Source organism: Methylosinus sp. C49 (genome assembly GCF_009936375.1).
Classification (GTDB): domain Bacteria; phylum Pseudomonadota; class Alphaproteobacteria; order Rhizobiales; family Beijerinckiaceae; genus Methylosinus.
This window is the reverse complement of the sequence record NZ_AP022332.1, coordinates 2673702-2694527: the sequence shown is the minus strand read 5'-3', so window position 1 is coordinate 2694527 and position 20826 is coordinate 2673702. Positions and strand designations below refer to the sequence as shown.

General features: G+C 66.8%; 20 protein-coding genes. 17 read left to right on the top strand and 3 right to left on the bottom strand.

Going from position 1 to position 20826, the window contains the following annotated elements; genetic code table 11:
* The first annotated feature begins 30 nt into the window (after nt 1-30).
* The 12 genes from GYH34_RS12745 to GYH34_RS12690 all read left to right on the top strand — a co-directional run bounded on the left by GYH34_RS12745 (nt 31) and on the right by GYH34_RS12690 (nt 11196).
* Nucleotides 31-1452 carry an SPOR domain-containing protein gene (locus tag GYH34_RS12745; RefSeq protein WP_161913901.1) on the top strand — a complete coding sequence of 474 codons (1422 nt, stop codon included), beginning with the start codon at nt 31-33 and terminating at the stop codon, nt 1450-1452.
* A 16-nt stretch (nt 1453-1468) separates the two neighbouring features.
* Nucleotides 1469-2476 (top strand): beta-N-acetylhexosaminidase, encoded by a 1008-nt coding sequence (gene nagZ / locus GYH34_RS12740; protein ID WP_161913900.1) that lies wholly within the window; start codon nt 1469-1471, stop codon nt 2474-2476.
* A gap of 59 nt (nt 2477-2535) precedes the next feature.
* A complete protein-coding gene (locus tag GYH34_RS12735) occupies nt 2536-3369 on the top strand; it encodes a ScpA family protein (protein ID WP_161913899.1) in 834 nt (277 codons plus the stop codon).
* 38 nt (nt 3370-3407) lie between these two features.
* Nucleotides 3408-4148, top strand: coding sequence for an SMC-Scp complex subunit ScpB (gene scpB, locus GYH34_RS12730; protein WP_161913898.1), 741 nt, complete (start codon nt 3408-3410; stop codon nt 4146-4148).
* Between the two features lie 169 nt (nt 4149-4317).
* Nucleotides 4318-4566, top strand: coding sequence for a twin-arginine translocase TatA/TatE family subunit (locus GYH34_RS12725; protein WP_161913897.1), 249 nt, complete (start codon nt 4318-4320; stop codon nt 4564-4566).
* A gap of 45 nt (nt 4567-4611) precedes the next feature.
* A complete protein-coding gene (locus GYH34_RS12720; RefSeq protein WP_161913896.1) occupies nt 4612-5085 on the top strand; it encodes a twin-arginine translocase subunit TatB in 474 nt (157 codons plus the stop codon).
* Entirely contained in the window at nt 5082-5864 is a 783-nt protein-coding gene (tatC, locus tag GYH34_RS12715; protein ID WP_161913895.1) for a twin-arginine translocase subunit TatC, read from the top strand. Before GYH34_RS12720 ends, tatC begins: the two co-directional genes overlap by 4 nt.
* A 201-nt stretch (nt 5865-6065) precedes the next feature.
* Nucleotides 6066-7385, top strand: a complete 1320-nt coding sequence (serS, locus tag GYH34_RS12710) for a serine--tRNA ligase (RefSeq protein WP_161913894.1) — start codon at nt 6066-6068, stop codon at nt 7383-7385.
* A gap of 204 nt (nt 7386-7589) precedes the next feature.
* Nucleotides 7590-8354 carry a 5'/3'-nucleotidase SurE gene (gene surE / locus GYH34_RS12705; RefSeq protein ID WP_161913893.1) on the top strand — a complete coding sequence of 255 codons (765 nt, stop codon included), beginning with the start codon at nt 7590-7592 and terminating at the stop codon, nt 8352-8354.
* 7 nt (nt 8355-8361) lie between these two features.
* On the top strand, nt 8362-9048 hold the full coding sequence (locus GYH34_RS12700; protein ID WP_161913892.1) for a methyltransferase domain-containing protein: 687 nt from the start codon (nt 8362-8364) through the stop codon (nt 9046-9048).
* Between the two features lie 171 nt (nt 9049-9219).
* The gene (locus GYH34_RS12695) at nt 9220-10761 is read left to right on the top strand and encodes a M23 family metallopeptidase (RefSeq protein ID WP_161913891.1); all 1542 of its coding nucleotides are present in this window, start codon (nt 9220-9222) and stop codon (nt 10759-10761) included.
* Nucleotides 10762-10902: 141 nt separating this feature from the next.
* A complete protein-coding gene (locus tag GYH34_RS12690) occupies nt 10903-11196 on the top strand; it encodes a hypothetical protein (protein WP_161913890.1) in 294 nt (97 codons plus the stop codon).
* Nucleotides 11197-11204: 8 nt separating this feature from the next.
* Here GYH34_RS12690 and GYH34_RS12685 read toward each other — a convergent pair whose 3' ends face one another.
* Entirely contained in the window at nt 11205-12308 is a 1104-nt protein-coding gene (locus GYH34_RS12685; RefSeq protein WP_161913889.1) for a hypothetical protein, read from the bottom strand.
* Nucleotides 12309-12501: 193 nt separating this feature from the next.
* Between GYH34_RS12685 and GYH34_RS12680 the strand changes: the two genes are divergently transcribed.
* The 5 genes from GYH34_RS12680 (at nt 12502) to ppx (ending at nt 18712) form a co-directional block, all read left to right on the top strand.
* Nucleotides 12502-13065, top strand: coding sequence for a CDP-alcohol phosphatidyltransferase family protein (locus tag GYH34_RS12680; protein ID WP_161915007.1), 564 nt, complete (start codon nt 12502-12504; stop codon nt 13063-13065).
* Nucleotides 13058-14203, top strand: a complete 1146-nt coding sequence (locus GYH34_RS12675) for an AI-2E family transporter (protein WP_161913888.1) — start codon at nt 13058-13060, stop codon at nt 14201-14203. Before GYH34_RS12680 ends, GYH34_RS12675 begins: the two co-directional genes overlap by 8 nt.
* Nucleotides 14204-14207: 4 nt before the next feature.
* Nucleotides 14208-14900, top strand: coding sequence for a DnaA/Hda family protein (locus GYH34_RS12670; RefSeq protein WP_161913887.1), 693 nt, complete (start codon nt 14208-14210; stop codon nt 14898-14900).
* Between the two features lie 61 nt (nt 14901-14961).
* Nucleotides 14962-17187, top strand: a complete 2226-nt coding sequence (locus GYH34_RS12665; protein ID WP_161913886.1) for an RNA degradosome polyphosphate kinase — start codon at nt 14962-14964, stop codon at nt 17185-17187.
* The gene (gene ppx / locus GYH34_RS12660) at nt 17177-18712 is read left to right on the top strand and encodes an exopolyphosphatase (RefSeq protein WP_161913885.1); all 1536 of its coding nucleotides are present in this window, start codon (nt 17177-17179) and stop codon (nt 18710-18712) included. The genes GYH34_RS12665 and ppx overlap by 11 nt, the downstream gene beginning before the upstream one ends.
* 22 nt (nt 18713-18734) lie before the next feature.
* On the opposite strand, the gene GYH34_RS12655 is transcribed toward ppx, so the two are convergent.
* Both GYH34_RS12655 and rnd read right to left on the bottom strand, forming a co-directional pair.
* Nucleotides 18735-19139 carry a hypothetical protein gene (locus tag GYH34_RS12655; protein ID WP_161913884.1) on the bottom strand — a complete coding sequence of 135 codons (405 nt, stop codon included), beginning with the start codon at nt 19137-19139 and terminating at the stop codon, nt 18735-18737.
* Between the two features lie 333 nt (nt 19140-19472).
* Nucleotides 19473-20645 (bottom strand): ribonuclease D, encoded by a 1173-nt coding sequence (gene rnd / locus GYH34_RS12650; RefSeq protein ID WP_161913883.1) that lies wholly within the window; start codon nt 20643-20645, stop codon nt 19473-19475.
* Nucleotides 20646-20826: the final 181 nt, after the last annotated feature.

Genomic DNA, 20826 nt, shown 5'->3' with positions numbered 1-20826 from the left:
TCCGTCGGGTAGTGAGCAGGAAGGTGCATCATGCGCGAGGCGACGGCCCGAGGGCCTTCCATCGACATCAGCGAGTTCGAGCGGCGCCTGCGTGGCGGCGAGCCGCAGGAGAATCAGCCGGGCAGGAGCGAGGCGAAGAGCGATCCGCTCGCCGAGCTGGCGCGGCTGCTGCACGGCGATGAAGCGGCCGCCGCGGCCGACCCTTACGGGCGAGTCTTCGCCGACCAGCAGCGCCGGGAGCCGTCTGTGAGCCAGAGAGACAGAGACGTTTTCGATACGGCCGAGCTGCGCGGCGCCTTGCCGCCGGTCTCGCCGTCGCCCAGGTCTCCTTCGCCCATGTCGCCTTCGCCCATGTCGCCGCCGCCGCTTTCGCCGGCGGCGCAGCAGCAGTCGCAGTCCGACGACTATTACGCCGTGCGCTCGCCCGGCGAGGGTCAGTGGGCGCAGCAGGATCAGCAGGATTATCTCGACTATGGCGTCGAGGACGAGCCCTATGACGAGCCGCGCGAGCGGAGGGGCTTTTTCGGCGCGCTGCGCGATCGGCTGCGGCCCTGGCATGCGGTCGTCGCGCTCGCCGGCGTCGGCGCGCTGAGCGTCGGCCTCGCTTTGGGCCATCGCGGCGGCGTCGTGGCCCCGCAGGAGCTGGCCACCATAAAGGCGCCGGAGGGGCCGGCCAAGGTGCAGCCCTCCACCGTGGCCGAAGCCGCCGCGCCCCAACGCGGCGCGGCCGTGCTCGATCGCAATCAGACCGCTCCGGTCAAGAAGATCGTCTCCAAGCAGGAGCAGCCGGTCGATCCGGCGGCGGCGATGCGCATCGTCAAGCTCGGCGACGGGCCGGTCGACGCGCCGCACGAGGCCGCCCCGGCCGGCGGCTCCAATAATCCCTATGGCGCCGAGCCGCGGCGGGTGAAGACCGTCTCGGTGCGCCCCGACGGCACCGTCATCGATCGCGACGCGCCGACGCCGGCGATCGCCCGTCCCGTCAATGTCGCGCCCCCGGCGCGGCCGCCGTCCCTCGCCGCCCGGCCGAGCGCCGTCGACGCCGCGGCCGAGCCGCCGACCGCGACGCCCAAAGGTCCAGCCAAGCCGGCGACGACCCCCAAGGTCGCGCAGCCGCCGCGTCCCAAGCCCGCCGCCCCGACGGCCGCCGCTCCCGAGCAGACCGCCGCGCTCGAAACGGCCCAACCGGAGGCCGCGACCGGCGGCAATGGCGGCTTCGCCGTGCAATTCGGCGCCGCCGGCTCCGAGGACGAGGCCCGTCGGCTGATGCAGACGGTGAACTCCAAATACAGCGCCCAGCTCGGGGGCAAGCGGCTCGGCTTCCGCCTGGCCAAGGTCGGCGAGAAGAGCGTCTATCGCGTCCGCGCCGCCGGCATGAGCCGCGAGGCCGCGGTCGGCGTCTGCGAGAAGGTCAAGGCCTCCGGCGGCTCCTGCTTCGTCGCCGCCAATTGATGGAGACAGCGGCTCCGTGACGCGCGCTTTCATCTGCGGCTGCGCCGGCCTCGTCCTCTCGCAGGAGGAGAAATCCTTCCTGCGCGAGGCGCAGCCCTGGGGCGCGATCCTGTTCAAGCGCAATGTCGCCTCGCGCGAGCAGCTTTCCGCCCTCACCGCGGAAATCCGCGTGGCGCTGGGAACGGACGCCCCGATTCTCGTCGATCAGGAGGGCGGGCGCGTCCAGCGTCTCGGCCCGCCGGTCTGGCGCGCCTATCCCGCCGCCGCCGCCTTCGAGAGGCTGGGGCTTCCCGCCGAGGAGACCGCCGCTCTTGTCCGGCTCGGCGCGCGGCTGATCGCCCATGATCTGCGTGAGGTCGGCATCGACGTCGATTGCCTGCCGGTTCTCGACACGCCGGTGGACGGCTCCCACAATATCATCGGCGACCGCGCCTATAGCCGCGTTCCCACCGAGATCGCGCGGCTCGGCCGCGCGGCGGCGGAGGGGCTGCTCGACGGCGGCGTGCTGCCGGTCATCAAGCATATCCCCGGCCATGGGCGCGCGCGTGCGGACAGCCATCTCGAGCTGCCTATCGTCGAGGCTTCCCGCGCCGAGCTGGAGGCGCAGGATTTCATTCCCTTCCGCGCCGACGCCGATCTGCCGCTCGGCATGACCGCCCATGTCGTCTATCGGGCCATCGATCCCGAGCTTCCGGGCACGCTCTCCAAAGCCGTGATCGAAGGGATCATTCGCTCCCTCATCGGCTTCGACGGCCTGCTGATGACCGATGATCTCTCGATGAAGGCGCTCTCCGGCGGCTTCCGTGCGCGCGCCGAGGGCGCGATCGCCGCCGGCTGCGATGTGGTCCTGCATTGCAACGGCGATCTCGCCGAAGCCCGCGCCGTGGCGGAAGGGGCGGGCGAACTCGCCGGCCGGGCTCTGGAGCGGGCGCACGCGGCCAAGGCGAAAATCGCCGCGCCGAAGGAATTCGATCCTGTGGACGGCGCCCGCCAGCTCGACGCGGCTCTTGCGGCCGGCGTCTGATCGGCCCAATCTCTCGCCTTCCCGATGGGCGGAGGCGTGAGACGACGCCGTGAGGCGAGATGGCGCAGGATTTGGCTTTCGACATCGCCGGAGAACATGAGCGAGCGGAGGCGGAGCCCGCCTTCCTCGTCGATGTCGACGGCTTCGAAGGCCCGCTCGACCTGCTGCTGGAGCTCGCCCGCCGCCAGAAGGTCGATCTCGCTCGCATTTCCATTCTGGCGCTGGCCGAGCAATATCTCGCCTTCGTCGAGGAGGCGCGGCGCGTCCGGCTGGAGCTGGCCGCCGATTATCTGGTGATGGCCGCCTGGCTCGCATATCTGAAATCGCGCCTGCTGCTGCCGGAGCAGCCCAAGACGGGCGAGGAGCCGTCCGCCGCGGAGCTGGCCGCTGCGCTCGCCGATCGCTTGCGCCGGCTGGAGGCGATCCGTGCGGCGTCGGACAAGCTTCAGGAGCGCGCGCGGCTCGGCCGCGACATGTTCCTGCGCGGCGGGCCGGAGGGCATAGAGACCAAGACGAACTCGACCTTCACGGCCAGCCTCTATGATCTTCTGTCGGCCTACGCCCGCCAAAGGCAGAAGCAGGCGATCTCCAAGGTCACGCTGCGCCAGCGCAACGTCTGGTCGCTGGCGGAGGCGCGCGAGACCTTGGAGCGGCTCGCCGGAATCGCGGCCCAATGGACCGCGCTCGACGATTATCTTTTGGCTTTTTGTGTGGATATTCAAACCGCGCGCACCGTCCGCGCCTCGTCTTTTTCCGCTTCGCTGGAAATGGTGCGGGAAGGGCGGTTCGACATTCGCCAGGACCGCGCCTTCGCGCCGATCTGGCTGCGGCGGCGAGATGCGGAACTGGACCGCGAGCCTTCTGGCTCATTGAGCGAAGCCTCGGAGCCGTGAGCCATAGGGCTCCGATCCAAAGGCGAGGGAGAAGAAATTTGGCGCGAGCCTTGCGACCCGTCCAACTGTTCGAAGACGACGCTAACCCAGATCATGAGGCGGCGTCGCTGCGCGAGGCCTCCCGCATCGCCGAGGCGCTGCTTTTTGCGGCCAGCGAGCCGCTCGACGAGACGGAGATCGCCCGCCGCCTGCCCGACGGAACCAATGTCGAGGCCGTGCTGGCGCGGCTGAAGCAGGATTACGCCGACCGCGGCGTGACGCTGACCCGCGCCGGCCACAAATGGTTTTTCCGCACCGCGGCCGATCTCGGCTGGGTGCTGGCGCGCGAGCAGGTGGAGCAGAAGAAGCTGTCCCGCGCCGCGCTGGAGACGCTCGCCATCGTCGCCTATCACCAGCCGGTGACGCGCGCTGAGATCGAGGACATAAGAGGCGTCGCCGTGGCCAAGGGCACGCTCGACGTGCTGCTGGAAACCGGGTGGATTCGCCTGCGCGGCCGTCGCCGCGCGCCGGGGCGTCCGCTCACCTATGGCACGACCGACAGCTTTCTCATGCAATTCGGCCTCGAGCAGATCGGCGATCTGCCCGGCCTCGACGAGCTGAAAGGCGCCGGCCTCTTCGATGGCCGGCTGCCCAAGGGCTTCGACGTGCCGCAGCCGACCGACGACGCCACGCTCAAGGAGGACGAGGATCCGCTGGAGGGCGACGCGGAGGCGGCGCTCGAGATGGATTTTCTGCAGGAGCCGGACGCGCCGGAAGAGCCGGAGCCGGTCGAGGAATAGGGCGCTTTCGCCCAGTCCCTCCTGGACAAGTCGAAATCCTACCGAAAGCGTCGGGGAATTCGCCACAGGGCGCCGCATCCAACTTGTTTTTGCGCGTCCGGCGTCCTAGGTTCCGAGAAGTTTCGGCCGGCCTCGCCGGTCCACGAAAGACGAGTGGGAGGTTCGCGCCATGGGCGGTCTGTCGATCTGGCATTGGATTATCGTCGGCGGCGTGGCCTTCATCCTGTTCGGCGGCCGCTTCAAGATTTCCGACGTCATGGGCGACGTCGCCAAGGGCATAAAGGCCTTCAAGAAAGGCCTCGCCGACGACGACGCCGAGGCGAAGGCCGAGGAGCCGGCGAAATCGCTGGAGCACCAGCCGCTCGCGAGCCAGACCACGCTTCACGCCGATAAGACGGCCGAAGCGAAAAAGGCCTGACGCCACCCTTGTTTCGCCTGCTGCGGGCAGGCTCTCGAGAAGACCATGTTCGATCTCGATCCCGGAAAGCTGATCGTCATCGGCATCGTCGCGCTCGTCGCGATTCCGACCAAGGACCTGCCGCGCGTATTGCGTCAGATCGGCCAGATCACCGGGCGCATGCGTCGCATGGCGTCCGAGTTCCAAGGCCAATTCATGGATGCGATGCGCGAGGCCGATCTCGCCGAGGTCCACAAAAACTTGAAGAGCGAGGTCGATTCGGCCTTCGCCGGCGTCGGCGACGTGGCCTTCGATCCGCTCAAGCAGGCCCGCGAGCAGATCGTCGGCGCGATCGAAGGCCCGCCCGCTCCGCCGCAAGAGGGTGAGGCCAAGGCGGCCGAGAGCGACGTCGCCGCCGAGAGTCATGGGGCGCCGGCCGTCGAAGCGCAGGCCGAGGTCCACGCCGCGAGCGAGCCGGCCGCGAGCGAGCCGGCGACCGCGAGCGGAGCCGAGACGACGCCCGAAAGCCAGCCGAAATGACCGACGCCGACATCGACGCCACCAAGGCGCCGCTCCTCGAGCATTTGATGGAGCTGCGCGAGCGGCTGATCCGCGCGCTGCTGGCGTTTCTGGGCGCCTTCATCCTGGCCTTCTTCTTCGCCAAGGATATCTACAATATCCTGGTCGTGCCCTATACGATGGCGGCGGGGCCGGAGGCCAAGCTCATCTACACGGCGCCGCAGGAATATTTCTTCACGCAGATCAAAGTGGCGATGTTCGCCGCGGCCTTTATTTCCTGTCCGATCGTCATCGGACAGCTCTACGCTTTCGTCGCGCCCGGTCTCTATCGCCACGAGCGGCAGGCGTTTCGTCCCTATCTCGTCGCTACGCCGGTGTTTTTCGCGCTGGGCGCGATCGTCGTCTATTTCCTGGTCATGCCCAATCTGCTGCATTTCTTCATTTCGATGCAGCAGGCCAATGAGCCGGGGAAGGCGCAGATCGAGCTGCTGCCGCGCGTGTCGGAATATCTGTCGCTCATCATGACGCTGGTGCTCGCCTTCGGCGTCGTCTTCCAGCTGCCGGTGGCGCTGACTCTGCTCGGCCAGATCGGCATCGTCTCGTCGAAATTTTTGTCCGAGAAGCGTCGCTATGCGATCGTGCTGGTGTTCATCGTGGCCGCGATCTTGACGCCGCCCGACGTCTTCAGCCAGCTGGCGCTCGCCGTGCCGGGCCTGCTGCTCTATGAGGCGTCGATCATTTCCGTGCGCTGGATCGAGAAGAAGCGCGCGGCGGCCGAGGAACAGCAAGCCGCGGGTTGACCCTTCGTTCCGCTCGAGGGACAAGGGCCCTCATCCGACCCTCGCTGACGCGAGGGCCACCTTCTCCCGTGCGCGGGAGAAGGAGTCGCGCTCGTCGTTTTCGCGCAACGTCGGCCGCTCCCTTCTCCCACTCGTGGGAGAAGGTGGCCCGGCGCAGCCGGGTCGGATGAGGGCCTCGCACCAGTCGGCGGATCGATTCTCATGCACGACATCAAATTCATTCGCGATAATGCGGAAGCTTTCGACAATGGCCGCCGCCGCCGCAACCTCGCGCCTCTGTCGGAAAGTCTCTTCGCGCTCGACGACGCGCGCCGCGCGGCGATCGCGGCTTTGCAAGCGGCGCAGGAGCAACGCAACGCGGCCTCCAAGGAAATCGGCCTCGCGATGCGCGAGAAGGACGCCGCCCGCGCCGAGGCGCTGAGGGCGGAAGTCGCCAAGCTGAAGGAGGACTTTCCGCAGCTCGAGCAGGCCGAGCGCGAGGCGAGCGCCGCGCTGGACAAGGCGCTGTCGGAGATTCCCAACACGCCGCTCGACCAAGTGCCGGAAGGCAAGGACGAGCACGACAATGTCGAGGTTCTGCTCTGGGGCGAGCCGCGCAAATTCGACTTTGCGCCGAAAGAGCATTTTGACATCGGCGAAGGGTTGAAGCTCATGGATTTCGAGAGCGCCGCCAAGCTCTCTGGCGCGCGCTTCGTCGTGAACAAGGGCGGGATCGCGCGGCTGGAGCGCGCGCTCGCGCAATTCATGCTCGATCTGCATACGGGCGAGCACGGCTATACCGAGGTGGCGCCGCCGCTGCTGGTGCGCGACGACGCCATGTTCGGCACGGCGCAATTGCCGAAATTCCGCGACGATCAGTTTTCCGTGACGGCGGGTCGCGGCGACGGACAATCGGACGAGCCGGCGAGCGAATATTGGCTCGTGCCAACGGCGGAAGTCCCGCTCACCAATCTCGTGCGCGAATCGATCCTCGACGAGTCGCAGCTCCCTCTGCGCTTTACCGCCGGCACCTATTGCTTCCGCGCCGAGGCGGGCGCTGCGGGGCGAGACACGCGCGGCATGATCCGCCAGCATCAGTTCTACAAGGTCGAGCTTGTCTCCATCACAACGCCCGAGCAATCGCTCGAGGAGCATGAGCGCATGACCGGCTGCGCGGAGAAAGTGCTGCAATTGCTCGAGCTGCCCTATCGCAAGGTGACGCTCTGCACCGGGGACATGGGCTTCGCCTCGCAGAAAACTTACGACCTCGAGGTGTGGCTGCCGGGGCAGGGGAAATATCGTGAGATTTCCTCCTGCTCGGTCTGCGGCGATTTCCAGGCCCGGCGCATGAACGCTCGCTTCCGCCCCGCCGAGGGCAAGGCGACGCGCTTCGTGCATACGCTCAACGGCTCGGGCGTCGCCGTCGGCCGCGCGCTGGTCGCGGTGCTGGAGAATTATCAGGAGGCGGACGGCTCCGTCACAGTGCCGACGGTCCTGCGCCCCTATATGGGCGGGCTGGAGCGAATCGCCGCGGCGCGGTAGCCCTTACGGTAATCCACGTGCGCGCTTCCTTCTCCCGCTTGCGGGAGAAGGTGGCCCCGCGAAGCGGGGTCGGATGAGGGTCCTTCGCGTGAGGCGAAGACTCGTCTCGACCTGGACGAGCCCTCATCCGACCCTCGCTGACGCGAGGGCCACCTTCTCCCACGATTGGGAGAAGGAGCGCCAACGATCAGCGTTTGTGAGACGATGCGCATCCTCATCACCAATGACGACGGAATCCATGGCGCCGGCCTGGCGCTGGCCGAGCGCGTCGCGCGCAGCCTCACCGACGATGTCTTCGTCGTCGCGCCGGAGAGCGAGCAATCGGGCGTCGCGCATTCGCTCTCCATCAATGATCCGCTGCGTCTGCGCGAAATCTCCTCGCGGCATTTCGCCGTCAAGGGCACGCCGACCGATTGCGTCATCATGGGCGTGCGCAAGCTGCTCGCCGACAGACCGCCGGATCTCATTCTCTCCGGCGTCAACTCGGGCCAGAATCTCGCCGAGGACGTCAGCTATTCCGGCACCATCGCCGGCGCCATAGAGGGCACGCTGCTCGGCATTCCCTCCATCGCGCTCTCGCAGGTCTATGATTTCTTCGCCGGACGCCGCCACATTCATTGGGCCTGCGCGGAGGCTCATGCGGCCGACGTCATCCGCAAGCTCGTCGCGGCGGGCATTCCGCCGGGCGTGCTGATGAATGTCAATTTTCCCAATTGCCAGCCGGAAGAGGTGAAAGGCGTCGCCGTCACCATGCAGGGCCAACGCTCCAACGATCTGATGCATATAGAGGATCGCAAGGACGGTCGCGGCATTCCCTATTATTGGATATGCTTTCGGCGCGGCAATTTCACGCCGGGGCCGGGCACCGACCTCGAGGCGGTGGAGGCGAATAAGATTTCGGTGACGCCCCTGCGTCTCGATTTCACCGACCATCCGACCTTGACGCGGCTCTCCGCCGCATTCGAATAGGGGACAAATGGAGGAGCGCGCCGGCGAAGGACAGTCGATCGAGGCTCGCGCGGCGCTTCTCCTGCAATTGCGGCGCGCCGGCGTGCGCGACCTCTCCATCATGCGCGCCTTCGAGACGATTCCGCGCGAGCTGTTCGCGCCGCATCGCTTCCGCGATCTCGCCGCCCGCGACATGTCGCTGCCGATCGGCTGCGGACAGACAATGCCTGCCGCCGCCGATCTCGCGCGCAGGCTCGAGGCGTTGCGAATCGAGCCGCATCATCGTGTGCTGGAAGTGGGGACGGGCTCGGGCTTCGGCGCGGCGGTGCTGTCGCGGCTCGCGCGCGAGGTGGTGACGATCGAGCGTTACGAGACTTTGGCGATAGAGGCGCGCCAACGGCTCGCCGAGCTCGGCTGCGCCAATGTCGAGGCGCTGTTCGGCGACGGGCTCGCAGCCGATGAGACGCGCGGATATTTCGACCGCATCATTCTCCATATGTCCTTTCGCGAGCAGCCGCCGCATGCGGTCATGGCCGCGCTCGCGCCGGGCGGGGCGGCGATCTTCGGACGCTATGCGCCGCCGGCTTCCGAGGATGCGCGGCCGGTGGAGCGATTGTCGCTCGCGCATCGCGACGGCGAGGCGCTGTGGACGACGAGCGATCTCGGCCAATGCCGCCTGGGGGCGGCGCTGACAGGACGCGCGAAAGCTCTGTGAAGGCTCGAAATTTACCTAAAATCCGCGTCGCGCCGCTGAACCCGCATTCATCTTAAACGCTCCCTTAACCGGGCTGTGGCTAAATGAGCACAGTGAGGATAGCGTTCGAGTGTAGGTCGCGTCATGGCAATTGAGCGTCGTGTTTTTCTGTCGCGAGTCGCAAAGCGGCTCATGTTCGCCGCCGGCGCCGCCGGCCTGCTCGCCGGCTGTTCCGACGCCTCCCGTTTCACCGATCCTTTCACCAATCCGTTCCAGGATTCCGCGCCGACGAGCCGCGTCGATCGCGCGCCGACGGGCACGATCTCGCAGCCCGTGCGCCGTAGCGTCGTCGAGCGGCGACCGCTCGAGCCGCAGCCGGCCGTGAGCCAGCCTGCGCCTGTCGCCGCCGCTCCTGTTCCGGCTCGGGCGGCAGCGGCAGCGCCTGCGCCTGTCCGCATGGCCGGCGCCTTTAATCATTGGAGCGCCGAGGGCGGCACGCCCGTGGTCGTCGCCGAGGGCGAGTCGGCCGGCGTGATCGCGACGCGCTATGGCGTGCCGCTCGACGCGCTGCTGCGCGTCAATGGCTATGGCAAGCCGGCCGAGGTGCATTCCGGCTCGCGGCTGGTGATCCCGATCTATCGCGCTTCCGCGGCGCCCGTCGCTGCAGCGCCGGCTCCTGCGCCCGTCCATGTCGCTGCGCAGCCGAAGCCTTTGCCGCAGCCTGCCGCCAAGACGGCGGACGTGCGCGATCGCAAGACGGAGAAGAAGGCCGTCGCTCCCGTCGAGCCGAAGCGGAAAACCTCGAGCGTCGAGCCCGAGCAGGAGCCCGCTCCGGCGCGCCCCATCGTGGCCGAGCGCCCGCATGCCGCGCCTGTCCGCCAGGCGCAGGTCGAGGCGAAGCCGGCGAAGCCCGCGCCGATCAAGCAGACCGAGGCGCAGCCCGTGAGGCCCACGCCCAAGCAGATCGTCGCGCAGGCGCCCGTGCAGCCGAGGCCGGCTCCCGCGCTGAAGCCGCAGGCCGAGACGCATCCGGCCCGCGCGCAGCTCGCGCAGCGGACCAAGGAGCCCGAGCTTGCGAAGGCGAAGCCGGAGCCGCAGCGCAAGCTCGCTCAGGCGGAGCCCGCGCGCAAGCCGGAGCCCGAGGTCCGCGCCGAGAAGATCGCCAAGAAGAAGCCCGAGCCGGCTCAGCCGAAGGAGATCGCCCGCGCGACGCAGGCCGAGAAGCCGCAGCGTTTCGCCGAAGCCGCGCCGGCCCCGCAGCCGCAGGCTCAGCGTAGCATCGACAAGACGCCGACCGCCTCGATCCCGCCGCAGGCGCAGCAGGCCGAGGAGAGGCCCGCGTCCGCCCCGGCCTCCGCCGACGCTCGGCCGGAGTTTCGCTGGCCGGCGCGCGGCCGCATCATCCAGGGCTTCAACACCGGCGGCAATGACGGCATCAACATCTCGGTGCCGGAAGGCACGCAGGTGAAGGCGGCCGAGGGCGGCGTCGTCGCCTATGCCGGCAGCGAGCTCAAGGGCTATGGCAATCTGGTGCTTATCCGCCATCCCAATGGCTTCGTCTCCGCCTACGCCCATAATGGCGAGCTCGATGTGAAGCGCGGCGATCAGGTGAAGCGCGGCCAGACGATCGCCAAATCCGGCCAGTCGGGCAATGTCGGCTCTCCGCAGCTGCATTTCGAGCTGCGCAAAGGCTCGACCCCGGTCGATCCGACCGGCTATCTCGCCGGGCTGTGAGCTAAAAGGAATCTCGGGCGTTCGCGAGACACTTGCGCCGGAGTGGGGCGACGGGCGGCACGACGCGCCCGTCGCCCGTTTTCTTTTCCGGCGGGAGCCTCTATAGGACGTCCGGGTTGGGCGATAAGGGAAAATTCGGCAGTGAAACGTCTCATCTCTCTCGCGGCGGCTGTTCTTTTCGTCACGCCGGCGCTCGCTATCGATCCCACCGGAATTCCAGTCTGCGACACATTCTTGAAGCGCTATGAGGAATGCTCGGTCGAGCTGCCGCGCGCCAATATCCACGCCGCGCAGAAGGAGCTGCTCGAGGGCGCGATGAGCCTGCGCGCCAACGCCTCCAATCCCGAGCTGCGCCCGACATTGGAGAAGTTCTGCGCCGACACTTTCGAGGCGATGAAGACCTCGAGCGACATCAAGACCTGCATGTCGAAGTGAGCCGCCGCTCAATGGATCGGTATGGTGATCGCATTGCGCAGGGCGGATTCGGCGGCGAAATAGCCGTAGCATTCCGCCGTGTGCAGAGCGGTCCAATTATTGACGGTGAGAAAATTCGCCTTGGTGTCGTAGGTGTGGTCGCCGATGCGGTCCGGGCTCCTCACGCCGGGTCCGACGAAATGCGCCAGCTCGTGAATGATCGTCTCGAGCATGAAATTATCGGTCTTCGTCAATAGCTGCCCGACCGGAAAGAAGATCGTGTCCTCGCGCAGATTCTTCGCGCCCTTGTAATTGTCGTCGCCGGAGAGGCGCGGCTTGCCGTCCGGGCGGCGCGCCTGCCAGCCGCCGTAGAAAGTGTAGGCGACGTAATCCAGCGCCGCGATCGTGCCGTCGGCGGGGTCGGGCTGGAAATAGCCGACGCCCCAGCCGAACATGGGCGCCTGCAGCAGCGAATGGGTGATGACAGTGGTCATCGAATCATAGAGCCGCTTGGCGCGCTGCAATTGCGCCAGCTTCGTCGTCGTCGGCTCTTTCTGCGTGTGGAAATATTTGTCGAACAGAGCGAGCTGCCCTCTGCCGATGTCGTGCAGCGATGGGAAGGGATCGTTGCGCCCCGCCGGCGCGCGGCGCAAATAGTCCGAAGCCATGTCGATATTGAGCTGCGCCATGGAAATCCAATGGCGCGCGCGCGGCAGCAGCGAGCCGATACGCTCGACGAATTGGGCGTTCTGCTGCGCCGTGGCCTTGGGCGGCGGCGCTTTGGGGCCGGCCTTGGCGGGGGCGGCCTGTCCGCCGCTCTGTCCGCTCAGCGCGTGAATGGTCGGCCCGTCGGGATCGACTCGTCCGTCCGACCAGCCGAGCTGGCGGTTCTGATATTTCTCGATCGCGGCGATGGTGATCGGCCCGACCATTCCATCGACGTCGAGCTTCAATATCGGCCCGCCATCGGCCGGGCAGACGCCGTTGAGCGCGGATTGGATCGTCCGCGCGTCTTGCGGCAGGTTGCGGCCGCCGCGGCCGACCGAGCCGGAGATCGAAAAGCCGGGCGCCGGCGGCGGATCGCAGCTGGAGCAGCCGCCATTCGATAATTTCATGAGAATTTGCTGGGCCATGGGTCAATTCCCTGCAGAAGCGCTGGATCGAAATCGCGAGCGGCGCCGTGGCGTCACTGACCTCACATTAGCCGGGCTGCTTTTCGCGTCCTGTGCGCGCGCTCACAGTCGCGACGTCGGCGCCATTGGCGCGACGCGCCTGCGGACATCTGCGGATGCGCCCTAGCGCCGAGCCCTCGGCGCGCCAGATATGATGGTCATGCGTTCTCTCTGCCTGCGCTGGCTGCCGAATTTCATCACCATCGGGCGTCTCGTGCTGACGCCGGCCGCGATCGACATGATCGTCGGCGATCATTGGCGCGCCGCCTTCGCGATCTTCGCTCTCGCCGGAGCGTCGGATGCGCTGGACGGCTGGCTGGCCAAGACCTTCGATCTGCGCACCGAGCTCGGCGCCGTGCTCGACCCCATCGCCGACAAGGCGCTGATCGTCTCCATCTACGCAACTTTGGCGATCAAGGGCGTGCTGCCGCCCTGGCTCGCTCTGCTGGTGATCTCGCGCGATGTGATGATCGTCGGCGCTGTGTTCGTCTCCTGGCTGCTGGCGCGCTCGATAGACCTCAGCCCCTTGCCGGTCTCCAAGGCCACGACGGCGGCGCAGCTGCTGCTCGCGGCAATCGTGCTCGCGGCCGAGGCCTTCGCCATTCCGCTCATCAGCGTGGAGAGTGTCGTAATGGCCGCGGTCGCGGCATTGACCGTCGCTTCCGCCAGCGTCTATCTCTGGCGCTGGGTCAAGCTCATGGGACTAGGCGATGTCTGATCGTGAGATGGGGGAGACGCGCGTTCCGAGTGGGCTCGACCGGCGGCTCGCCTTTTGGACGTCGGCGATTCTTCTCGTTTTCGCGTTCTTTTATTTTCTGAGCCCGGTTCTCGCGCCGTTTCTGGCGGGGCTGGCGCTCGGCTATCTGCTCGATCCGGTCGCCGATCGCCTGCAGACGCTCGGCCTCTCGCGCCTCGGCGCCTCTTTCGCCATTTTGACCGTGTTCGTCGTGCTGGCGGCGGCGATCGTGCTGCTGGTCGCGCCCGTTCTCACACGGCAATTCAGCGAGTTCATCGAGAGCCTGCCCGGCTATCTCACCACTCTGCAGGGGCTGCTCACGCGCGTCAGCCGCGAGGCCACCAGCGATTTCATGCGCAGCGTCTATGAGAAGCTCGGCCTGCCGGTCTCCGACGCCTCGCTCGACACGCAGAAATATGTGAACGACATCGCCGGCGAGGCGGCCCGCATGGGCGCCGCTTTCCTGAAATCGCTGGTCTCCGGCGGCGCGGCGCTCGTCAACATGGTCTCGCTGGTGGTCATCACGCCCGTCGTCGCTTTCTACATCCTGCTCGACTGGGACGATATGGTTGCGACGCTCGATCAGCTGACGCCGCCGCGCTATCGCGAGGATGCGCGCGCCATCGCCCGCGACATAGACAGAGCGCTCGCCGGCTTTCTGCGGGGCCAAGCGCTCGTCTGCCTGTTCCTCGGCCTGTGGTACAGCATCGGCCTGTCGCTCATCGGCTTGAATTTCGGCTTCCTCATCGGCGTCAGCGCCGGCGTTCTCAGCTTCGTGCCCTATGTCGGCTCGATCACGGCTTTCGTCCTGTCGATCATTGTCGCTCTGGTGCAGGGCTGGCCGGATTGGCGCTTGCCGGCCATGGCGGTGGCGGTCGTCTCCACGGGCCTGTTTCTCGACGGCAATGTGCTGTCGCCGCGTCTCGTCGGCGGCTCCATCGGCGTGCATCCCGTGTGGCTGATGTTCGCTCTGCTCGCGGCGGGATCGCTTTTCGGCTTCACCGGCCTGCTGCTGGCGGCGCCGGTCGCTGCGGCGCTCGGCGTCATTCTGCGATTCGCCGTGCGGCGCTACCGTCAGAGCGCGCTGTTTCTCGGCCCGGCCGCGCCGGGGGAGAGCTGAGCCCATGCCGGAAGGCGACGCTCGCCGCGGCCCCGCCCAGCTCTTTTTCGATCTGGCCGGCGAGCCACGCTATGGCGAAGCCGATTTTTTGATCTCGCCCGCCAATCGCGCAGCCTATGAGATGATCTCGCGCTGGCCGGACTGGCCCGACAGCGCGCTGCTGCTCGTCGGCCCGCCGGGGTCGGGCAAGACCCATCTCGGCGCCATTTTCGCGCGTCGCAATGGCGCCGTTCTCGTCTCTCCGACCGAGATTCCCGAGCCCGGCCGGCTGGCCGGCGTCGTGGCGCTGCTCGACGGGCTGGAGGCGGTGACGGATGAGACTGCTCTGTTTCATTTGATGAATTTTCTCCGCGAGAGCGGCGGATCGCTGCTCGTCACCTCACGGCGGCCGCCATCTGCGCTGAAAATCGCGCTTCCCGACCTATTGTCGCGTTTACGTCGTGCGCCGGTCGTAGAAATCGGCGCGCCGGACGATTCGCTGATTCGCGCCGTGCTGGAAAAGCTGTTTCGTGACCGTCAGCTGGCGGTCGAGGCGACGCTCGTGGACTATGTCGCGCTTCGGCTCGAGCGTTCGCTCGAGGCGGCTCGCGCCTTTGTGCGCATGCTCGACGAGGAGGCCCTCGCGAGGGGCCGTCCGGTCACGCGCGCGCTCGCGGGCGAGCTTCTCCAGCTCATCGACGCCTCGCGCGGCGCGTGAGGGCTTACGGATGGCGGAAAATCTGTCAGAATCGCGCCGGCGGGCGAGAGGTGAAAAAAACATGACGAAGCACATCCAGGACAATCTCGAGGCCGAGCGCACCGGAGCCGACATTCCCGTCATGGACCAGCCGGGCGAGCTTCTGGAGCGTCCCGAGGAGCTCGCCGCTCTGCCGCAGCGCTTCATCAATCGCGAATTGTCCTGGCTCGAGTTCAACCGCCGCGTTCTAGAGGAGGCGTCCAACCGCAATCATCCGCTGCTCGAGCAGCTGCGCTTCCTCTCCATCTCCGCCAATAATCTCGACGAATTCTTCATGGTGCGCGTCGCCGGCCTGCGCGGCCAGGTGCGCACCGGCGTCGCCACTCTTTCGCAGGACGGGCTGACGCCGGCCGAGCAGCTGGTGAAGATCAACGAGCGCGTCGCGCTGCTCACCACGGCGCAGACGCGGCGCTGGCGCGAATTGCGCCGCGAGATCGAAGATGTCGGCATCGTCATCGTGGAGCCGGGGCATCTCTCCAAGGGCGACCGCGAATGGCTGGAAGACCATTTCCTCTCGCGCGTCTTTCCGGTGCTGACGCCGCTCGCCATCGATCCGGCGCATCCTTTCCCCTTCATTCCCAATCTCGGCTTCACTCTGGCTCTGGAGCTGGTGCGCCCCGGCGACCGCAAGACGCTGCACGCGCTGGTGCGCCTGCCGCCCAAGATCGAGCGCTTCGTGCGTCTGCCGAGCGCGGGCGGGCAGGGGCGCGAGCGCTTCATGCTGCTCGAGACCTTGATCGCCATCAATGCGCAAAAGCTCTTCCCCGGCTATCAGCTCAAGGGGCAGGGCATTTTCCGTCTCATTCGCGACAGCGATCTCGAGGTGGAGGAGGAGGCCGAGGATCTGGTCCGCCTGTTCGAGACGGCGCTGAAGCGCCGCCGCCGCGGCTCGGTCATTCGCCTCGAGGTCGCTTCGGACATGCCGGAGGCGCTGCGCGCCCTCGTCGCCGAGGAGCTCGATGTCGGCGATGACGAGATTTTCGTGCTCGATGGAATGCTGGCGCTGAACGATCTCTCGGAGGTGGTCGCGCTCGATCGGCCCGATCTCAAGTTCAAGCCCTACACGCCGCGCTTCCCCGAGCGCGTGCGCGACAATGGCGGCGATTGCTTCCTCGCCATCAAGCAGAAGGACCTCGCGGTCCATCACCCTTACGAATCCTTCGACGTCGTCGTGCAATTCCTGCAGCAGGCGGCGCGCGATCCCAATGTCGTCGCGATCAAGCAGACGCTCTACCGCACCTCCTCCAACAGTCCTATCGTGCGCGCGCTGGTGGAGGCGGCGGAGGCCGGAAAGTCGGTGACGGCGCTGGTCGAGCTGAAGGCGCGCTTCGACGAGGAGGCCAACATCCGCTGGGCGCGCGATCTCGAGCGCGCCGGCGCGCAGGTCGTGTTCGGCTTCATCGAGCTGAAGACGCATGGCAAGCTGTCGATGGTGGTGCGGCGCGAGGGCGGCGGCATCGTCACTTATTGCCATGTCGGCACGGGCAATTATCATCCGGTGACGGCGCGCGTTTATACCGACATCTCGCTCTTCACCGCCGATCCGGCGATCGGCCGCGACGTCTCGCGCATCTTCAATTTCATCACCGGCTATGCGGAGCCCGCCGGGCTCGAGCGCATGGCGGTGTCGCCCATCTCGCTCAAGACGCGGCTGCTCGAGCATATCGAGCAGGAGATCGGCTTCGCCAAGGCCGGCAAGCCGGCGGCGATCTGGGGCAAATGCAATGCTCTCGTCGATCCCGAGATCATCGACGCGCTCTATCACGCCTCGCAGGCGGGCGTGTCGATCGAGTTCGTCGTGCGCGGCATCTGCTGCCTGCGGCCGGGAGTGCCGGGCCTTTCTGACAATATCCGCGTCAAATCGATCGTCGGGCGCTTCCTCGAGCATGCGCGCGTCTATTGTTTCGGCGGCGGCCATGCGTTGCCGCACGCCAAGGCCCATGTCTATATTTCCTCGGCCGATCTCATGCCGCGCAACCTCGACCGCCGCGTCGAGGTGCTGATGCCCATCACCAATCCGACCGTGCATCAGCAGATTCTCGATCAGATCATGCTGGCCAATCTCATCGACAATGAACAGAGCTATCGCGTCTTGCCGGATGGCTCTTCGTTACGCATAACACCCCCGGAGGGCGAAGAGCGGTTCAACGCCCATAAATACTTCATGACCAACCCGAGTCTCTCTGGCCGTGGCAAGTCTCTCAAGGAATGGCGCCCGCGATCACTCCTCAAGCCGCGTGAGGACTGACGCGGCGGAGGTCGAGGCCGCGGCGGATGCGGAAGCAGCGCAGCGGCCTGTCGCGATCGTCGACATAGGCTCGAATTCGGTGCGCCTCGTCGCCTATTCGGCGTTGGGGCGGGCGCTGACGCCGATTTTCAACGAAAAGGCCATGTGCGGTCTCGGGCGGGGCGTCGTCACGACGGGCCGGTTGCCGGACGACGCGATTCGCAAAGCGCTCGCGGCGCTGCGGCGCTTTCGCTCGCTTTGCGAGATCATGGAAATCCGCGACATAGAGGTGATCGCGACCGCGGCTGCGCGCGACGCCGTCAATGGCGCCGCTTTCCTCGCCGCCGCGCAGGAGGCGGTCGGCCGCGAGATTTCGCTGCTGTCCGGCCGCCGCGAGGCCGAACTGTCGGCGCTCGGCGTGATCTCCGCCATTCACGAGCCGGACGGAGTGGTCGGCGATCTCGGCGGCGGCTCGCTCGAGCTCATTGATCTGCATGACGGCGAGATGGGCGAGGGGGTCACGCTGCCGCTCGGCGGCCTCGCGCTGATGGACGCCGCCAGCCGCTCGACCCGCCAGGCGTCGCGCATCGCCCGCAAGGCGATCGACGAAGCTCTGCCGCTGCAGCGGCTCAAGGGCCGGACCTTCTACGCCGTCGGCGGCACATGGCGCGCTTTGGCGCGGCTGCACATGCGCCAGCGCAATTATCCCCTCGACATGATGCATAATTACCGCATCCCGACCAGCGACGCGGCGGAATTCGCCAGCCTTCTGGAGCGCGTCGACAGCGAGGCGCTGGCCGATATCGCCGCGGTCTCGACGGCGCGCCGTCCGCTGCTGGCCTATGGCGCGATCGTGCTCGACGAGGTGATTCGCAAGGCGCGGCCCAAGGAGATCGTCATCTCCGCGGCCGGCGTGCGCGAGGGCCTGCTCTATGAGCGCCTGTCGCCACAGCAGCGCGCGGCCGATCCGCTGGTCGCCGCAGCGCGCGAGTTGGAGCGCGCCATGGCGCGCGCGCCCGGCTATGGCGATGACCTCATCGCTTGGACCGACGCGCTGTTTTCCTCCTCCGGCCTTCAGGAGACGGAGGACGAGGCGCGGCTACGCCATACCGCCTGCTTTCTGTCGGATGTCAGCTGGCGGGCTCATCCCGATTATCGCGCCAATCAGGCGATGAATGTGATCGCCAATTCCGCCTTCGTGGCCGTCGATCATCCGGGCCGCGCCTTTTTGGCGCTGGTGGCGGTGCTACGCCACGCCGGGCCGGACAGCGAGGGCGCTCTTCCGGTGCGCGGCCTGCTGTCGCCGCGCCTGCTGGAGCGCGCCCGCGTGCTCTCGGCGGCGCTGCGGGTCGCCTATCTGCTGACGGCGGCCATGCCCGGCGTCTTGCCGCGCACGCCGCTCGTCGCTCATGAGGGGCGGCTGATTCTGTCGCTGCCGATGGAATTCGCCGAGCTCGTCAGCGAGCGGCTGGCCAGCCGGTCCAAGGCGCTCGGCCGACTCATCGGGGCCGAGGCGGTCATAGAGGCCGCCGCCCCCGTGCTCTGACGGAGGCGGCGTCTTTCATTTTTTAGTAGGCCGCGCGGGGCGCGACGCGCTCGCTCGTGCTCACGGTGACGGCGCCGGCGTCGTCCGAGCAAGAGAAACGTAGCGTCTTGGCGACGGCCGTGTCGAGATTGGCGGAAGAACCGCTGGAAATCGGCACGATGAAGCGTGTCGTCGCCGTGGTCGAGCCGGCAGCCTCGAGCGAGGGCGCGTCGAAGACGATCACCGTCAGCCGGCAGGCGCCTGAACCGCCTACGAAATAGCTCAGCACATGTTTCTGGCCCGCGTCGAAACTGGCCGCGGCGAGCGGCTTCAGCGTCACGGGCGCAGCCGCCGGGCCATAGGGCTCGGCGTGCAGGGCCACGCCCGCCGTGAGGCTCAGCACAGCGGCGAGGGCCAGAGCGAAGATGCGTTTGCCTGCAGTCATCATGGTCTATCCTTCCTCGAATTCAGCGCCGAAAGCGCCTCCTGCGACCGCTGCTCCTCGACCGCGCCGAAGCCGCGTCGAGCTCACGTTGCGTCGCAACATGACTGTATGTTGCAGCGCAGCGGTCTGAATTCAAGGCGCGGTTTGTCGCAGGGCCGTTTCTATCAAACCATTCGATTTCGCAATGAATTCAGATCGAAAGATGAGTTGTGCATCGCAAAATGGATAGGTTCGCGCGGACTGTATGGGTCGGCAAAGAGCCACCCATCCCTAACCATATGGATAGGGATGAGAATGGGTGAAAGAATAGGGAGTCTGCCTACCCTGAGGCAGGCTTCAGCGCGCGGCGCTCTCGTCCAGCTCTTGCCAGTCGAGGGTGACGACCCTGCCTTTTTCGACCGCGAGGGCCAGCCGTCCAGCCTTTAGCTGCAGGGCCTTGTCGCCGAAGATCGCCCGCCGCCAGCCGGACAGGGCAGGGACGTCCGCCCCATCGTCGGCGGCTATGGCCTCGAGGTCTTCGACGGTGGCGATCATTTTGGTGGCGACGCCCGTCTCTTCGGCGACCTGCCGCAGCAGCACCTTGAGCAGCTCGACCGTGGCGCCGCTGGAGCTGCCGCGCTTTTCGCGCTCTATGCGCGGCAGGGTGGCGGGATCGCGCTCCAGCGCTCTTTCCACGGCGGCGACGATTTCCGCCCCCGAGCGGGAGCGCTCGAGCCCGCGCGGGAAGGCGCGCAAATTGCCGAGCGCCTCCTGCGTGCGCGGGGCGGCGAGGGCGATCTCGATCAGCATGTCGTCCTTGAGCACGCGCGAGCGCGGCACGTCACGGCCCTGCGCCTCGGCCTCGCGCCAAGCGGCGAGCTCCATCAGCACGGCGAGGTCGCGCGGCTTGCGCACGCGATGACGCAGCCGCTCCCAGGCGTTCTCCGGGCTCTGCTCATAGGTCTCGGGCGTGGTCAGCGTGCGCATCTCGTCCACGAGCCAGTCGAGCCGATTGGAACGCTCGAGCCGGGCGCGCAAATGCGTGTAGATCTGCCGCAAATGGGTGACGTCGGCGATGGCGTAGTCGATCTGCGCCGTGGACAAGGGCCGCTTCGACCAATCGGTGAAGCGGGAGGATTTGTCGAGGCTCTCCTTGGCGATGGCTTTCACCAGCTCGACATAGGAGACCTGATCGCCGAAGCCGCAGACCATGGCCGCGACCTGCGTGTCGAACAAGGGCGCGGGAATCAGCCGCGCCAGCCGCCAGACGATCTCGAGATCCTGGCGGGCGGCGTGGAAGACCTTGACCACGCGCTCATTGGCCATCAGCTCGAAAAAGGGCGTGAGGTCGAGCCCTTCGGACAGGGTGTCGACGGCGAAGGCCTCCTCGGGCGAGGCCAGCTGGATGACGCAGACCTTGGGCCAGAAAGTCGTTTCCCTCAAAAACTCCGTATCGACGGTGACGAAGGGATGACGGGCGAGACGGGCGCAGGCGGCGGCGAGATCTTCGGTAGAGGTCAAGAGGCTCATCGACATGCAGTCTTAGAGTACTTTTTTGTGGTCCTGAAGGGTCTCCGCGCATGTTTTCGCATTCTTGCCGCATGTTTTCGACCGATTTTCCCGCCGAACGCCCGAGCCAGCGCTGGATGCGGCGGCCGCGCGGGACATGCGAAGGCGGCCAATCTGTTGAGCCGTTTCGGAAAATGGTCTA

Coding starts and splice junctions, on each gene's coding strand:
- GYH34_RS12700 (WP_161913892.1), top strand. CDS start 8,362: ATGGAGGAGCGCGCCGGCGAAGGACAGTCGATCGAGGCTCGCGCGGCG.
- GYH34_RS12695 (WP_161913891.1), top strand. CDS start 9,220: ATGTTCGCCGCCGGCGCCGCCGGCCTGCTCGCCGGCTGTTCCGACGCC.
- tatC (WP_161913895.1), top strand. CDS start 5,082: ATGACCGACGCCGACATCGACGCCACCAAGGCGCCGCTCCTCGAGCAT.
- GYH34_RS12665 (WP_161913886.1), top strand. CDS start 14,962: ATGACGAAGCACATCCAGGACAATCTCGAGGCCGAGCGCACCGGAGCC.
- serS (WP_161913894.1), top strand. CDS start 6,066: ATGCACGACATCAAATTCATTCGCGATAATGCGGAAGCTTTCGACAAT.
- GYH34_RS12720 (WP_161913896.1), top strand. CDS start 4,612: ATGTTCGATCTCGATCCCGGAAAGCTGATCGTCATCGGCATCGTCGCG.
- surE (WP_161913893.1), top strand. CDS start 7,590: ATGCGCATCCTCATCACCAATGACGACGGAATCCATGGCGCCGGCCTG.
- rnd (WP_161913883.1), bottom strand. CDS start 20,645: ATGAGCCTCTTGACCTCTACCGAAGATCTCGCCGCCGCCTGCGCCCGT.
- GYH34_RS12655 (WP_161913884.1), bottom strand. CDS start 19,139: ATGATGACTGCAGGCAAACGCATCTTCGCTCTGGCCCTCGCCGCTGTG.
- GYH34_RS12685 (WP_161913889.1), bottom strand. CDS start 12,308: ATGGCCCAGCAAATTCTCATGAAATTATCGAATGGCGGCTGCTCCAGC.
- GYH34_RS12670 (WP_161913887.1), top strand. CDS start 14,208: ATGCCGGAAGGCGACGCTCGCCGCGGCCCCGCCCAGCTCTTTTTCGAT.
- GYH34_RS12745 (WP_161913901.1), top strand. CDS start 31: ATGCGCGAGGCGACGGCCCGAGGGCCTTCCATCGACATCAGCGAGTTC.
- GYH34_RS12675 (WP_161913888.1), top strand. CDS start 13,058: ATGTCTGATCGTGAGATGGGGGAGACGCGCGTTCCGAGTGGGCTCGAC.
- GYH34_RS12725 (WP_161913897.1), top strand. CDS start 4,318: ATGGGCGGTCTGTCGATCTGGCATTGGATTATCGTCGGCGGCGTGGCC.
- GYH34_RS12680 (WP_161915007.1), top strand. CDS start 12,502: ATGGTCATGCGTTCTCTCTGCCTGCGCTGGCTGCCGAATTTCATCACC.
- GYH34_RS12735 (WP_161913899.1), top strand. CDS start 2,536: ATGGCGCAGGATTTGGCTTTCGACATCGCCGGAGAACATGAGCGAGCG.